The organism is Pseudomonas sp. GW822-FHT02G04 (genome assembly GCF_058802085.1).
Genome location: NZ_JBXANU010000022.1, coordinates 60,547 through 75,741, shown reverse-complemented (window position 1 = coordinate 75,741; position 15,195 = coordinate 60,547). Strand labels below are relative to the sequence as shown.

Annotated in this window: 14 protein-coding genes; 6 read left to right on the top strand and 8 right to left on the bottom strand. The window is 57.4% G+C overall.

Features of this window, described 5'->3' with window-relative positions:
* Positions 1–26: 26 nt before the first annotated feature.
* The 5 genes from AC1RO5_RS23455 to sdhC form a co-directional block, all read right to left on the bottom strand.
* Positions 27–2,858 (bottom strand): 2-oxoglutarate dehydrogenase E1 component, encoded by a 2,832-nt coding sequence (locus tag AC1RO5_RS23455; RefSeq protein WP_018925108.1) that lies wholly within the window; start codon positions 2,856–2,858, stop codon positions 27–29.
* A gap of 262 nt (positions 2,859–3,120) precedes the next feature.
* Entirely contained in the window at positions 3,121–3,825 is a 705-nt protein-coding gene (locus AC1RO5_RS23450) for a succinate dehydrogenase iron-sulfur subunit (protein WP_007936040.1), read from the bottom strand.
* Between the two features lie 11 nt (positions 3,826–3,836).
* Positions 3,837–5,609, bottom strand: a complete 1,773-nt coding sequence (sdhA, locus tag AC1RO5_RS23445; RefSeq protein ID WP_007936038.1) for a succinate dehydrogenase flavoprotein subunit — start codon at positions 5,607–5,609, stop codon at positions 3,837–3,839.
* A gap of 3 nt (positions 5,610–5,612) precedes the next feature.
* Complete coding sequence (sdhD, locus tag AC1RO5_RS23440) at positions 5,613–5,981, bottom strand: succinate dehydrogenase, hydrophobic membrane anchor protein (protein ID WP_003210573.1); 369 nt, start codon at positions 5,979–5,981, stop codon at positions 5,613–5,615.
* The gene (sdhC, locus tag AC1RO5_RS23435; RefSeq protein WP_015096190.1) at positions 5,975–6,349 is read right to left on the bottom strand and encodes a succinate dehydrogenase, cytochrome b556 subunit; all 375 of its coding nucleotides are present in this window, start codon (positions 6,347–6,349) and stop codon (positions 5,975–5,977) included. Before sdhC ends, sdhD begins: the two co-directional genes overlap by 7 nt.
* A gap of 363 nt (positions 6,350–6,712) precedes the next feature.
* Between sdhC and gltA the strand changes: the two genes are divergently transcribed.
* Entirely contained in the window at positions 6,713–8,002 is a 1,290-nt protein-coding gene (gene gltA, locus AC1RO5_RS23430) for a citrate synthase (RefSeq protein ID WP_007936034.1), read from the top strand.
* A gap of 709 nt (positions 8,003–8,711) precedes the next feature.
* On the opposite strand, the gene AC1RO5_RS23425 is transcribed toward gltA, so the two are convergent.
* Positions 8,712–9,413 carry an XRE family transcriptional regulator gene (locus tag AC1RO5_RS23425; RefSeq protein ID WP_493177914.1) on the bottom strand — a complete coding sequence of 234 codons (702 nt, stop codon included), beginning with the start codon at positions 9,411–9,413 and terminating at the stop codon, positions 8,712–8,714.
* A 159-nt stretch (positions 9,414–9,572) separates the two neighbouring features.
* Here AC1RO5_RS23425 and AC1RO5_RS23420 point away from each other — a divergent pair, with 159 nt between their 5' ends.
* From AC1RO5_RS23420 to AC1RO5_RS23400, 5 genes are read left to right on the top strand one after another with little or no spacing between them, the layout of a single operon-like run.
* Entirely contained in the window at positions 9,573–9,908 is a 336-nt protein-coding gene (locus AC1RO5_RS23420; protein ID WP_493177913.1) for a helix-turn-helix domain-containing protein, read from the top strand.
* Between the two features lie 2 nt (positions 9,909–9,910).
* Positions 9,911–10,351 (top strand): hypothetical protein, encoded by a 441-nt coding sequence (locus AC1RO5_RS23415; protein ID WP_493177912.1) that lies wholly within the window; start codon positions 9,911–9,913, stop codon positions 10,349–10,351.
* Positions 10,344–11,996, top strand: coding sequence for a DNA-binding protein (locus AC1RO5_RS23410; RefSeq protein WP_493177911.1), 1,653 nt, complete (start codon positions 10,344–10,346; stop codon positions 11,994–11,996). The genes AC1RO5_RS23415 and AC1RO5_RS23410 overlap by 8 nt, the downstream gene beginning before the upstream one ends.
* Complete coding sequence (locus AC1RO5_RS23405) at positions 11,947–12,471, top strand: putative phage tail protein (protein ID WP_493177910.1); 525 nt, start codon at positions 11,947–11,949, stop codon at positions 12,469–12,471. The genes AC1RO5_RS23410 and AC1RO5_RS23405 overlap by 50 nt, the downstream gene beginning before the upstream one ends.
* Positions 12,464–13,081, top strand: a complete 618-nt coding sequence (locus tag AC1RO5_RS23400; RefSeq protein WP_493177909.1) for a hypothetical protein — start codon at positions 12,464–12,466, stop codon at positions 13,079–13,081. Before AC1RO5_RS23405 ends, AC1RO5_RS23400 begins: the two co-directional genes overlap by 8 nt.
* A 60-nt stretch (positions 13,082–13,141) precedes the next feature.
* Here AC1RO5_RS23400 and AC1RO5_RS23395 read toward each other — a convergent pair whose 3' ends face one another.
* On the bottom strand, positions 13,142–14,800 hold the full coding sequence (locus AC1RO5_RS23395) for a cation acetate symporter (protein WP_493177908.1): 1,659 nt from the start codon (positions 14,798–14,800) through the stop codon (positions 13,142–13,144).
* Complete coding sequence (locus AC1RO5_RS23390) at positions 14,797–15,108, bottom strand: DUF485 domain-containing protein (protein ID WP_008026759.1); 312 nt, start codon at positions 15,106–15,108, stop codon at positions 14,797–14,799. The genes AC1RO5_RS23395 and AC1RO5_RS23390 overlap by 4 nt, the downstream gene beginning before the upstream one ends.
* Between the last annotated feature and the right edge of the window lie 87 nt (positions 15,109–15,195).

Here is a 15,195-nt window from a genome sequence, read left to right as displayed (position 1 = left end):
AATTCGGTTTCAGGTGCGCGAAGGCGTTAAACAGTGAAAGCATCTTGCAGCAGTTGTTCCTGCTGCTCGGCGTGCATCGAAGCGTAACCGCAAGCAGGTGCGGCAGACGCCTCACGACCAGCGTATTCCAGGACCAGGCCTTGTTTGTGGTTGGTCAGGCTGCGACGCATGTGATGCTGGCTGCTGTACCAGGCGCCCTGGTTCATCGGCTCTTCCTGGCACCAGACCACGTTTTCGAGGTTGGTGTAAGGGGCGAGCGCCTCCATCAGGTCGTCCTCAGGGAACGGATACAGCTGCTCGATACGCACGATGGCGATGTCTTCACGACCTTCGGCACGGCGTTTTTCCAGCAGGTCATAGTAGACCTTGCCGCTGCACAGGATCATGCGAGTGACCTTTTTCGGGTCAAGCGCATCGATTTCCGGGATAACGGTCTGGAACGAACCTTCGGCCAGATCTTCCAGGGTCGAGATGGCCAGCTTGTGACGCAGCAACGACTTCGGAGTCAGGACTACCAATGGTTTGCGCAGCGGGCGAATCACCTGACGACGCAGCAAGTGGTAGATCTGGGCCGGCGTAGTCGGCACGGCTACCTGAATGTTGTGCTCGGCGCACAGCTGCAGGTAACGCTCCAGACGAGCCGAGGAGTGCTCAGGACCCTGACCTTCATAACCGTGCGGCAGCAGCATGGTCAGACCGCAGAGACGGCCCCACTTGTGCTCGCCACTGGTGATGAACTGGTCGATAACCACCTGGGCACCGTTGGCGAAGTCGCCGAACTGGGCTTCCCAGATAACCAGAGCGTTTGGCTCGGTGGTCGAATAACCGTATTCGAACGCCAGAACCGCTTCCTCAGACAGGAACGAATCGTACAGGTCGAAACGTGGCTGACCCTTGTACAGGTTTTGCAACGGGATATAGGTACCCGCGTCTTTCTGGTTGTGCAAGACAGCGTGACGGTGCGAGAACGTACCGCGACCGATGTCCTGACCCGTCATGCGAATCGGGTGACCTTCGAACGCCAGGGTCGCGTACGCCATGGTTTCGGCGTAACCCCAGTTGATCGGCAGGCCGCCGGCTTGCATCTTCTGACGGTCTTCGTAGATTTTCGAGACCTGGCGCTGCACCACGAAGCCTTCCGGAATTTCCAGCAGCTTGGCGGACAGTTCCTGCAAGGTTTTCAGATCGAAGCGAGTGTCGTGACGCGCGGTCCAGGCGTGGCCCAGATACGGACGCCAGTCCACGAACAACTCTTTGTTCGGCTCTTTGACCAGGCTTTTTACAACATGCAGACCGTTGTCCAGCGCATTGCGGTATTCGTCGACTTTCGCCTGAACACGCTCTGCGTCCAGTACACCACTCTGGGTCAGACGATCGGCATACAGCTCACGGGTGGTGCGCTGCTTGGTGATCTGCTGATACATCAGAGGCTGGGTACCGCTTGGCTCGTCAGCCTCGTTGTGGCCGCGACGACGGTAGCAGACCAGATCGATCACCACGTCACGCTTGAACTGCATGCGGTAGTCGATGGCCAACTGGGTCACGAACAACACGGCTTCCGGATCATCACCATTCACATGGAGGATCGGCGCCTGGATCATCTTCGCAACGTCGGTCGCGTACTCGGTGGAGCGCGAGTCCAGCGGGTTGCTGATGGTGAAGCCGACCTGGTTGTTGATCACGATGTGCACGGTGCCGCCGGTCTTGAAACCGCGGGTCTGCGACATCTGGAAGGTTTCCATGACCACACCTTGACCGGCGAATGCCGCGTCACCGTGGATGGAGATCGGCAGAACCTTTTCACCGGTAGGATCGTTACGACGATCCTGACGGGCACGGACCGAACCCTCGACCACTGGAGAAACGATTTCCAGGTGAGACGGGTTGAAAGCCATGGCCAGGTGAACTTCACCGCCGGTAGTCATGACGTTGGACGAGAAGCCCTGGTGATATTTAACGTCACCGGAACCCAGCTCGACCTTCTTCTTGCCTTCGAACTCGTCGAACAACTCGCGCGGGTTCTTGCCAAAGGTGTTGACCAGCACGTTCAGACGACCACGGTGGGCCATGCCGATGACGATTTCCTTGGTACCGTAGGAACCGGAACGCTGGATCAGTTCATCGAGCATCGGAATCAGGCTCTCGCCGCCTTCCAGACCGAAACGCTTGGTACCCGGATACTTGGTCCCGAGGTATTTTTCAAGACCCTCGCCGGCAGTGACGCGCTCGAGCAGGTGACTCTTGATGTCGGCGGAGTACGTCGGACGGCCGCGCACGCTTTCCAGACGCTGCTGGAACCACTGGCGCTGCTCGGAATCGGTGATGTGCGTAAATTCAGCGCCGATGGTGCGGCAATATGTCTGCTGCAACGCTTCGTGAATTTCGCGTAGGCTCGCCTCCTCTTTGCCGATGAACAGGTCGCCGGCACGGAAGGTCGTATCAAGATCGGCATTGGTCAAGCCGTAATGATTGATTGACAGGTCTGCAGGTGCAGGACGCTGCCACAGCCCCAGCGGGTCAAGCTGGGCTGCCTGGTGGCCACGCATACGGTAGGCCTGGATCAATCGCAGCACTTCAACTTGCTTCTTCTCGTGCTCACTGCTCACGCTGCCGGCGGAAACCGGTTGGGCGCGGCGCTGGTTCTTTGCCAGCAAGACGAAATGATCGCGAATTGTGGAGTGCGAAACATCGGTGGCAGTGTTGCCATCAGCAGGCAACTTCTGGAAGTAGGTGCGCCACTCTTCTGGCACAGCGTTAGGGTCGTGCAGGTAGAGCTCGTAGAGCTCTTCCACATAGGCAGCGTTACTACCGGAAAGGTAGGCGCTGTTCCACATGCGCTGCATCACGCTTTCTTGCATGCTTGGTCACCCTCGGTTAGGGGAACACCACCGGCGTCGACACCGAGCAAACTTGCAGAAGTCCGAATGCAGCGACTAAAACAAGCCACTTAGGATCACGCTGATAGTCCGGGTACCAGCCCGGATGCCCCTGCTTGTCTCATTTCTTCAAAATAAGAGCCGCAGCCTTATGGGCTGCTGCTCAGGTTAAAACTACGGCGCCGGTTGAAGCCTGCGCCGCAGCATCTACGGGTACAGCGGTTCTACGGGTACAGCAGCTGAATCACACGCCGCTTTGCAGCAGCATGTTACGGATGTGACCGATGGCCTTAGTCGGGTTCAGGCCTTTCGGACAAACGTTGACGCAGTTCATGATCCCCCGGCAGCGGAATACGCTGAACGGGTCATCCAGCGAAGCCAGACGCTCGGACGTCTTGGTGTCGCGGCTGTCTGCCAGGAAGCGGTACGCTTGCAGCAGGGCAGCCGGGCCCAGGAACTTGTCCGGGTTCCACCAGAAGGACGGGCACGAAGTCGAGCAGCAAGCGCACAGGATGCACTCGTACAGACCGTCGAGCTTTTCACGCTCTTCCGGGGACTGCAGACGCTCGATGGCCGGAGCCGGCGTGTCGTTCTGCAGGTATGGCTTAACCTTTTCGTATTGCTTGTAGAAGATGCTCATATCGACGACCAGGTCACGGATAACCGGCAAACCTGGCAGAGGGCGAACGATCAGCTTGTTACCTTTTACGACGGCAGACAGCGGCGTGATGCACGCCAGACCGTTTTTGCCGTTGATGTTCATGCCGTCGGAACCGCAAACACCTTCACGGCAAGAGCGACGATAGGAGAAACCTTCGTCCTGCTCTTTGATCAGGGCCAGCACGTCCAGCACCATCAGGTCTTTACCACCGGTATCAACCTGGAATTCCTGCATGAACGGCGCAGCGTCCTGATCAGGGTTGTAACGATAAACACTGACTTTCAACATGGCGGCCACCCTTAATAAGTCCGAATCTTAGGTTCAAAAGTCGGAACAGTCTTCGGCGAGAAGTTCACTGCACGCTTGGCAACGCGCTTCTCACCCGGGAAGTACAGGGTGTGGCACAGCCAGTTTTCATCGTCACGGTCTTCGAAGTCTTCACGGGCGTGAGCACCGCGGGACTCTTTACGCACTTCTGCGGCGATGGCGGTAGCTTCGGCCACTTCCAGCAGGTTCTGCAGTTCCAGCGCTTCGATACGCGCGGTGTTGAACGCCTGGCTCTTGTCGTTGATCTTGACGTTGGCGATACGGCCACGCAGATCAGCCAGTTGAGCAATACCCTTCTGCATGTATTCGCCGGTACGGAATACACCGAAGTAGTTCTGCATGCAGCTTTGCAGCTCGCGACGCAGGGTTGCCACGTCTTCACCATCGGTACGCTCGTTCAGAGCGGACAGACGCGACAGGGCCGCATTGATGTCGGCATCGGTGGCGTCGTCGTATTCGATACCGTCGGTCAGCGCTTTTTCCAGGTGCAGACCGGCCGCACGACCGAAGACCACCAGGTCGAGCAACGAGTTGCCGCCCAGACGGTTGGCGCCGTGAACCGATACGCAAGCCACTTCACCGACCGCGAACAGGCCTGGAATGATGGTGTCTTTGCCGTCGGCGTCCTGAGTGATCGCCTGGCCATGAATGTTGGTGGCAACGCCGCCCATCATATAGTGGCAGGTCGGAACAACCGGAACCGGAGCGACAACCGGGTCAACGTGTGCGAAAGTCTTCGACAGTTCGCAGATGCCTGGCAGACGGCTGTGCAGCACTTCCTCGCCCAGGTGGTCGAGTTTGAGCATTACGTGGTCGCCATTCGGACCGCAACCATTGCCGGCGATGATTTCTTTAACCATCGAACGGGCAACCACGTCACGACCGGCAAGGTCTTTGGCGTTCGGAGCATAACGCTCCATGAAACGCTCGCCGTGCTTGTTGATCAGGTAACCACCTTCACCACGGCAACCTTCGGTAACCAGTACACCGGCGCCGGCGATGCCGGTCGGGTGGAACTGCCACATTTCAATGTCTTGTACCGGTACGCCGGCACGCAGCGCCATGCCAACGCCGTCACCGGTGTTGATCAGGGCGTTGGTGGTCGAAGCGTAGATACGACCTGCACCGCCGGTGGCCAGTACGGTGGCCTTGGCGCGGATGTAGGTGGTTTCACCGGTTTCGATGCAGATGGCAATCACACCGACGAACTCGCCTTCGCCGTTCTTCACCAGATCGACAGCGTAGTACTCGTTCAGGAACACGGTACCGGCTTTCAGGTTGCCCTGATAAAGGGTGTGCAGCAGCGCGTGACCGGTGCGGTCGGAAGCGGCGCAAGTACGGGCAGCCTGCCCGCCTTTACCGTAATCCTTCGACTGACCGCCGAACGGACGCTGGTAGATACGACCTTGCTCGGTACGCGAGAACGGCATACCCATGTGGTCCAGCTCGTAAACGGCAGCCGGGCCTTCCTGACACATGTATTCGATAGCGTCTTGGTCACCGATGTAGTCGGAACCCTTGACGGTATCGTACATGTGCCAGCGCCAGTCATCGTTCGGGTCGGCAGACGCGATGGCGCAGGTGATGCCACCCTGGGCCGATACGGTGTGCGAACGAGTCGGGAAAACCTTGGTGATCACGGCAGTCTTGTGACCGCCTTGTGCCAGTTGCAGCGCAGCGCGCATGCCGGCACCGCCGCCACCAATAATGATGGCGTCGAAAGAAATCGTTGGAATGTTAGCCATGGATCAGATACCCCAGAGAATCTGCACACCCCAGACGAAGTAAGCGAACATCGCAACGCCGCATACTGCCTGGAAAAGGAAACGTACTGCAGTCGCGGACTTGCCCAGCGCCATCGGCGTCAGGTAGTCGGTCGCGATGGTCCACATGCCGACCCAGGCGTGAGCGCCCAGGGCCACAAGGGCCAGCAGACTGAAGATACGCATTCCGTTGTGGGCGAACAGGCCATGCCATTGGGCGTAGCCAATGCCAGGATTCGCAGCGAGGTATCCGATCAGGAAAATAAAATAAGCCGCGAGAACAACCGCAGACACACGTTGCGCCATCCAGTCATAGAGGCCCGAACGCGAAAGGTTCGTAACGCTGGTTACCATATCCAAACTCCTGCCAGAACGATCAACACCACGGAAACGGCGATGATAATTTTCGAGCCCAGGCGGCCGCCTTCCAGCGTCTCACCGATGCCCATGTCCATGATCAAGTGGCGCACACCGGCTACCAGGTGATACAGAAGAGCGGACAGGAGGCCCCATGCTACGAACTTGGCCAGCGGGCTGGTCAAGCATGCCTTCACCTCGGCAAAACCTTCCTCGGAACCCAGAGACTTGCCCAATGCATAAAGCATGAAGCCAAGGCCCAGGAAGAGGATGATGCCGGAAACACGGTGAAGAAACGACGTAACGCCGGTGATGGGGAGTTTGATGGTCCTTAGGTCTAGGTTTACAGGTCGTTGGCTTTTCACGGCTTTTTTTTCACACTGAAGAGCCCCTAACAATCAGGGCAAAGTTGTTGGGGAGTGCACTGGTCAGGTAACCACCACCCAGGGATGCGACCCCCAATAAAGCAGGCCCAAAAGCCCCTGGCGGTCGGTGGCCGAGTATAGACAGTTAGGCTACTAATGACAACGCGTTCACCTTCCCCTAATAGCGGATTGCACAAGTGATATAAAAGGCGTAAACGGCAGGCAATTTCGAGAAAAAAGTCCGGTTAAAGCCTTCTGGAGCAAGACTTTAGGCAAATTGACATTCGAATTTATCTCACTATAGTGGTGCGGGCCCTGCGTGGGGGGTCTGTCTGATGATTTCAAGCATAAATAGGAGGCCACATGGCTGACAAAAAAGCGCAGTTGATCATCGAGGGCGCAGCCCCCGTCGAGCTGCCCATTTTAACCGGCACCGTTGGTCCCGATGTTATCGACGTTCGGGGCCTGACGGCCACGGGCCGTTTCACCTTTGACCCTGGTTTCATGTCGACCGCCTCCTGCGAGTCGAAGATCACCTACATCGACGGCGACAACGGTATTCTGCTGCACCGCGGCTACCCGATCGAACAGCTGGCTGAAAAGTCGGACTATCTGGAAACCTGCTACCTGCTGCTCAACGGCGAACTGCCGACCGCAGAACAGAAGGCCCAGTTCGTCGGCACCGTGAAGAACCACACCATGGTCCACGAGCAGTTGAAGACCTTCTTCAACGGCTTCCGTCGCGACGCCCACCCGATGGCCGTCATGTGCGGTGTAGTTGGCGCCCTCTCGGCGTTCTACCACGACTCCCTCGACATCAATAACCCGCAGCATCGCGAAATCTCCGCGATCCGCCTGGTTGCCAAGATGCCGACCCTGGCTGCAATGGTTTACAAGTACTCCATGGGCCAACCCATGATGTACCCGCGCAACGACCTGTCGTACGCGGAAAACTTCCTGCACATGATGTTCAACACCCCGTGCGAGATCAAACCGATCAGCCCGGTACTCGCCAAGGCCATGGACCGGATCTTCATCCTCCATGCCGACCACGAGCAGAACGCATCGACCTCCACCGTACGTCTGGCAGGTTCCTCGGGTGCCAACCCGTTCGCCTGTATCGCCGCCGGTATCGCTGCACTGTGGGGCCCTGCCCACGGCGGTGCGAACGAAGCCGTGTTGACCATGCTCGATGAAATTGGCGATGTCTCGAACATCGACAAGTACATCGCCAAGGCCAAAGACAAGAACGATCCGTTCAAACTGATGGGCTTCGGTCACCGGGTTTACAAAAACCGCGACCCACGCGCTACCGTCATGAAGCAGACCTGCGACGAAGTGTTGAAGGAACTGGGCATCACCAACGATCCGCAACTCGAACTGGCCATGCGCCTGGAAGAGATCGCCCTGACCGACCCGTACTTCATCGAACGCTCGCTGTACCCGAACGTCGACTTCTACTCGGGGATCATCCTCAAGGCGATCGGCATTCCAACCAGCATGTTCACCGTGATCTTCGCCCTGGCGCGGACCGTCGGCTGGATCTCCCACTGGAAAGAAATGCTCTCCAGCCCGTACAAGATCGGCCGTCCGCGCCAGCTGTACACCGGCTACGAGTCGCGTGACATCACCAAGCTTGAAGACCGCAAATAAGACCTGTCTTGCGATAACGTCTTAAGCTGTACCGAGAACGGCCTCTATGTAGATAGAGGCCGTTTTTGTTTGTGCGGTCTGAGGACCGACTGGCTCATTTACCGTGTACATATCCGTTTCTTCGGTCATTGCGGCTAGCGGTTTCGCTCTTTCAGCGAGTCACTTTCGAAAAGCGCGAAAGTAACCAAAGCGCTCTTGCCCCGCCAATCGGTGCCTCGCTTAGGCTCGGCATGCCCTCACTCCGGCATTGCTCCGGGGGCCCGCCGCCATCGGCCATCCATGGCCGGGGGCGGCTACCGCGGCGTCCTTGCCGCGGTACCCCCTGCGCAATGCCTGCGTTCGGCCTCTGGGAAAGGGGCGGCAAATCCAAAGCAACAGCAAAAGCAAAAGCCACGGCAAGATCAAAAGATCGCAGCCTCGCTTCGCTCGACAGCTCCTACAGGGAAATGTGTGCACGTGTGTGAGGAGGTTCTATGTATGGCACTGGACGGAAGACTGGTGGGATGAACCGGGACAAAGCGGTATGAGGCCGGAAGGCTAGGCGTAGCAAGGGGGTCAGGGCAAACCATATACAGGAACCAGTGCCAAAACGCCGCTAAACAATAAACAGGCAAAATTAGACACTGGGGTTGTGCCTGCGCCTATTTGGCGAGAGTTTTGGCACCGGGCATCAACGTTGACTCGGTATCGTAATATTACACCGAGGTACTCACATCCAACCTCCAGCCCAGACCACACGCCCGACTATCTCCAGGTCGTTCAGGTTTTCTTTCGCAACCGTCATTGTCTGGTAGGCAGCGTTTGTACTGATGACCGCAACGCCGCCGCCGATCTGGCGTTGCAGGCGCTTGGCATAGAGATGGTCATCCAGGCGGATAACGTAGACCGCCTCACCCTCCAGAGTGTTACGGCTATGGTCAATCAAGACCGTGTCGCCATCGCCCAGCAGCCCTTCCATTGAATCGCCATCAACTCTGATAGCAGACAGCTTCGTTGGCTCCAGACCCTGTTTGCGAAGCGAATACGTCGTGAATGCCAGCTGCGTCAAAATCCGCGCACCTTCGCTCCAAGAACCATGCCCTGCGCTGCACCGGGCATCGTATAGAGGGACATAGCTGTACTTATCGTCTTCTAATACACGCTGCGCTTGGTCCTCCCCAAACGCCAGCCACATCGCAGAAACGTCTGCGGCCCGCGCTATCTGCTCCAGCCTGTCGAGGGTTGGATATGTCTCTCCGCTCAGATAACTGCGTATCGCCCCTTCAGAAAGACCTGAGTCGCGCGCAAAAACGCGCGCAGCCCTAGTACCCATCGCGTCCTTAAGCCTATCTCGGAAGCATCCGATTGCCCCCGCTGGAATCGGATGCTGCGCATCTAAAGCATCCGTTTTATCCGATTCCCTGTAAGTCATTGATTTCTCTCTGTTATTCATTTTTCTGAGCGCACCGCGCATAAAAAAGAATCGGATGCGCGTTTTTATGATTGATGTGCGCGATTATCCGCGCTATGTTTATCCGCAACAGGACGTTAGACGTTCCAAAAAAACCACCCGTGAAGATGGTTCAAAACTATGAGCGATATCGACATGCCCACAGATCCAGCTAGCCGATGGGAGTGGATCAAATACCAACTCCGTGTTCGTGGCACCTCTATGGCCGAGCTTGCACGTCGGCTAAAAGTGACCGACCGCGCAATCCGTAATGCCAAAAGTACGCCTTATCCACGTATAGAGCGGTCCCTTGCTGACGCCTTGAGCCTTGATCCCGCTGATATCTGGCCGGAGCGCTGGAACGCTGATGGCACGCCACATCGGCAACGTCCTGGACGCGCGGAAATAAACACGTCCTACAGCAAGGATACCGGACTCTATCCGGTTGGACACTGTAAAGCGGTAAGGAGTGCCTGAACATGCGCCGCTTAAAAGATGACAAGACATTAGACATCTTCTCCGTACCGCAGCCTGTGCTTTCTGTTCCAGGTCTCGGCAACTACGCCGCGCAGGTCAGCGAATTAGTAAGCGAAATACTCAAAGGCTCCGAGCTGGACCGATATGAAATCGCAGCTCGTATGTCGCGTCTGTCAGGCGATGACGTTAGTAAGAATATGTTAGACGCTTGGGCCAGTCCTGCCCGAGCTGATCACAATCTCCCTCTATATAGAGCCGCGTTACTGGAAGAGGTTTGCGCCAGCCACATCCTGACAAATTGGCAGGTTCATTTGCGCGGAGGCCGTGTTGCTTATGGCCGTGAGGCATTGGATACCGAGCTGGGCCGACTTGAACGAGTCGCTGCGAATGCAACTCGTCAGGCTCGCGAACTGAAAAAGCTGCTGGGTGAAGACCATGCGTAACTGGTTTACCGCCCAGGAATTGGCAGGCCTTCCGGGATTGCCTGGCACAGCGCGCAACGTCAAGGCTATGGCTGCACGTGAACATTGGGAAGGTCAGCACCGCCTCGGTAGCAAGGCCATCGAATACGCCTTTGCCATCTTACCGAAGGAAACTCAGGCAGCATTGATCTCCGCTTCGGTCACCGAGAGCCAATCCTCGCAAACCGTTGAGCCGGAACTCAATACAACTGGGCGTGACATTATTTCCGCGTCACGCTTGAGTGAAGATCAACGCTCGGTCATGACCGCTCGCCTAGCCTTCGTGCGCGAAATTGAGCGCATGAGCCATACGATCAGCCAGCAACGTGCCATAGACACCCTGGTGTCCCTGGCAAAAGCTGAACAGCTCACCCCGTACCTGACCGGGCTCGTTCTGCGCGCCAATGACCGTAGTACCGGCGACCGCTCTCTGAGCGAACGCACACTCAAACGCTGGCTTGCCGACTACCGCAAAGAGGGTGAAACCGGCCTGGCGCCTGCACGCCGTCAAAAAGACTTGAGCCTGCCTGCATGGTCGGCGGCATTTCTGACCTGCTACCAGCGCCCCACCAAACCAAGCGTCGAAGCGGCCTATGCCGAGTTCGCCCTCAAGCATCCGGCAGAGCGACCGAGCATCCATGTGGTTCGCCGTTTCCTTAATAAGTTGAGCGCCGAGGCCCGTGAGCGCGGCCGCCGTACTCCGCAGGAACTCAAAGCCCTGCAACCGTTCAAGCGCCGGATCACCAAGAACATGTATCCCTGTGACGTGTTCACCGCCGACGGCCACAAGTTCGACGCCGAGGTGTTGAACCCTCGTACCGGCAAACCCTACCAGCCGGAAGCTACCACCGTCCTCGATGTCGCCACCCGCAAGGCGCTGGGTATCTCTATTGGAGAAGCTGAGTCGACCATCGGCGTTATGGATGCTCTTCGCGATGCAATGCAGCACGGCATGTTCGCCATGTTCTACGTCGACAACGGTTCTGGGTTTGCCAACGACACCGTCCGCGAAGTAGTCGACCGTCTCGGCGGGACTATGACCCACGCCTTGCCCTACAACAGCCAGGCGCGAGGGCTGATTGAGCGCTCCCACCAGACGATTTGGGTCAACGCCGCCAAGAAGCTGACCAGCTACATCGGCGCCGACATGGACAAGCATGCTGGCACCAAAGTGCATCGGATCGGCCGCAAAGAACTGCGCGAAACCGGGCGCACCCGATTGATTCCGACCTTCGCCGAGTTCATGGCCGGTGTCGAATACGAGATTGAAACCTACAACAACAGTCCGCACCGGGGGCTCGCCAAGTTCCGCGACCCACTAACTGGTAAGCACCGTCACATGAGTCCCAATGAAGCCTGGGACGCCGCCCGCGCCGAAGGCTGGGAGCCGATGGTTGCTCCTGCCGAACTGTTGAATGACCTGACACGGCCACAAGTCATTCGTCCAACGCGTCGCGGCGAAGTCACCTGGGCGGGCGAGACCTACTTCCTGGACGCTTTGCGCAATTTTCATGGCGATGAAATCCGCTTGGCGTACGACGTGCGCGACGCATCCCGCGTTTGGGTCCGCACGCTCGATGGCGACTGCCGAGGGCACCGTTTTAGGAGACGCCCTGGAGAGCCTTGAGGCCGTAGAGAGCGCCATCTTTCCAAGCTCAGCTGGCGACTACATCGTCGACTGGGAGCGAACCAACGAACTGACGCCATCAACGGAAGCTACTCAGGAGGAGCGAGTGCAGGCCGTTGAGGCGGCCATGGCTGACTTGGGCGGCCAGTCCATTCCTTACTTCATCCGCCTGGCTTCTTTGTTTGGTGTGTCTGCCACCGTCGAAAACTTCAGGATTCCTGTCGTCGGTCTATTGAACACAGGTGACCCGATCTATTCCGGTGATTGGCCTTTCACTTGGCGAGTCGATTCACCGTTGTCGGCCTTTGTCAGCGCGACCATGGAAGCCCGAATCACTGACCGCCGCCCTGGTAATACCGACGTGATCTTTGGGTATGGCAAAGAGGTGGCGGATGTCATCACTGATGCAGTTGACCAGCTATTTAACTCCGTGAACTACGTCATGCCTTCTAACTTGAGTACGAATAATGGTTGATTCAGTGACTGTAGAAGCGTTGGTCGGTTATGCCGGCCAGCTTTCTGAAGCAGCCCAGCAAGCTAAATTGCTATCGGGTCTCCAACATTTGTTCATCCATGGAGACTCTGAGACCGTCATTCCCGTTGAGGCGGGGGATCTTAAAAGCCTCTTGATGCAATCGCGTGAGTGGTCTGAGTTGGTGGCCGCGAAAATAGGCAACATCACCAATACGAACCCGACCGGTGATTATGTGGTTGGTCGGCACTACTACACCCGAGATCTCTTTGTCTCAGGTGGGATCGTGTATGTAGTGGTGAAAGACTTTATCTCCGTGTCCATTGATCAAGATATGGCAAATGGGTTCGTGGGGGTTTTCCAAGGGCTCACGCGGGACTTGCTGGAAAGCGCTGATGGTGCGGGGATGACAGGCTATGGAATGCCTGCGGGCCCACGGAGCAGGACCGGAGCGAGGGCATGCCGAGCCCGGGCGAGGCACCGAACGAAAGGGGCAAAAGCGCTTTGGTTACTTTCGCGCTTTTCGAAAGTGACTCGCTGTAAGAGCGAAACCATAGGCGGCCGTTACCTCAGAAACGGATATGTACACACAAAGGGCGATAACCACCCATAAAAAATGCCCCGATCTCTCGACCAGGGCATTCGTGTCAGCACAGCTTATATATAAGAAGCCTTAGTGCGAAACCGCCCCACTCGCCCCCAACCCGGTCTGCGAACGCACGAACTGCGGGAAGAACAGCGCCCGCTCATTGTCAGCCGCAGTGGATTTGTCAGTGACCGAGAAGAACCAGATCCCGATAAAGGCAATGATCATCGAGAACAGCGCCGGGTATTCATACGGGAAGATCGCCTTCTCGTGACCCATGATCTGCACCCAGATGGTCGGCCCCAGCACCATCAAGCCAACAGCACTGACCAGCCCCAACCAACCGCCGATCATCGCACCGCGAGTCGTCAGTTTCTTCCAGTACATGGAAAGCAGCAGCACCGGGAAGTTGCAGCTCGCCGCGATGGAGAACGCCAGGCCCACCATGAACGCGATGTTCTGCTTCTCGAACAGGATGCCCAGGCCGATCGCCAGCACCGCCAGGGCGATGGTGGTGATTTTCGAGACGCGGATTTCGTCCTTCTCGTTGGCCTTGCCCTTCTTGATCACGCTGGCATACAAGTCATGGGACACCGCCGAAGCACCCGCCAGGGTCAGGCCGGCGACCACTGCCAGAATGGTCGCGAACGCCACCGCCGAGATGAAGCCCAGGAACACACTGCCACCCACCGCGTTGGCCAAATGCACCGCCGCCATGTTGTTGCCGCCCAACAGCGCGCCAGCTGCATCTTTAAAGGCCGGGTTAGTGCTCACCAACAGGATCGCGCCGAAGCCAATGATGAAGGTCAGGATGTAGAAGTAGCCAATGAAGCCGGTTGCATACAGCACGCTTTTACGTGCTTCTTTCGCATCACTCACGGTGAAGAAGCGCATCAGGATGTGCGGCAGGCCAGCGGTACCGAACATCAGTGCCAGGCCGAGGGAGAACGCCGAGATCGGGTCTTTCACCAGGCCGCCCGGGCTCATGATTGCTTCACCTTTGGCGTGAACCTTGATCGCCTCGGAGAACAGTGTGTTGAAGTCGAAGTTGACGTGTTTCATCACCATCAGCGCCATGAACGAGGCACCGGACAGCAACAGCACTGCCTTGATGATTTGTACCCAGGTAGTCGCCAGCATGCCGCCGAACAGCACGTACAGGCACATCAGGATACCGACCAGGATCACCGCAACGTGGTAGTCCAGGCCGAACAGCAACTGAATCAGCTTGCCGGCACCGACCATTTGCGCGATCAGGTAGAACGCCACCACCACCAGCGAACCGCACGCCGACAGCGAGCGGATCTGAGTTTGCCCCAGACGATAGGACGCCACGTCGGCAAAGGTGTACTTGCCCAGGTTACGCAGACGCTCGGCGATCAGGAACAGAATGATCGGCCAGCCCACCAGGAAGCCGATCGAGTAGATCAGGCCGTCGTAGCCGGAGGTGAACACCAGGGCGGAAATACCCAGGAAGGACGCCGCGGACATGTAGTCACCGGCAATCGCCAGACCGTTCTGGAAACCGGTGATCTTGCCGCCCGCCGCATAGTAGTCGGCCGCCGAATTGTTGCGCTTGGACGCCCAGTAAGTGATGCACAGGGTTGCACCGACGAACGCCACGAACATCAGGATGGCGGAAACGTTGAGTGGTTGTTTTTGCACGGCACCCGTCAGGGCTTCGGCCGCCCAGGCGCCCGGTGCAAAGGCTGCGATGCTCAAGAGAGCGATTAGACGCCGGATCATTGCTGAGCCTCCTTGAGGATTGCATTGTTCAAGTCGTCGAATTCGCCATTGGCACGTCGCACGTAGATGCCCGTCAGGATAAAGGCCGAAACAATCAGCCCGACACCGATCGGAATGCCCCAGGTAATCGAAGACTCGGGGCTGATTTTCGCGCCCAGAATATGCGGCCCGTAAGCAATCAAAAGGATGAATCCGGAGTACAGCCCAAGCATGATCGCTGAAAGAATCCAGGCGAATCGTTCCCTCTTGCTAACCAGCTCCTTGAAGCGCGGGCTGTTTTGAATCGAGAGGTAAATGCTGTCGTTCATTGTTTTTATCCTCGCAGCACAGATTTTAGTTGGAACGTTATCCACTCTATGCGGCTACCGGACAGGTTCCAGACGACCTTAGTATTA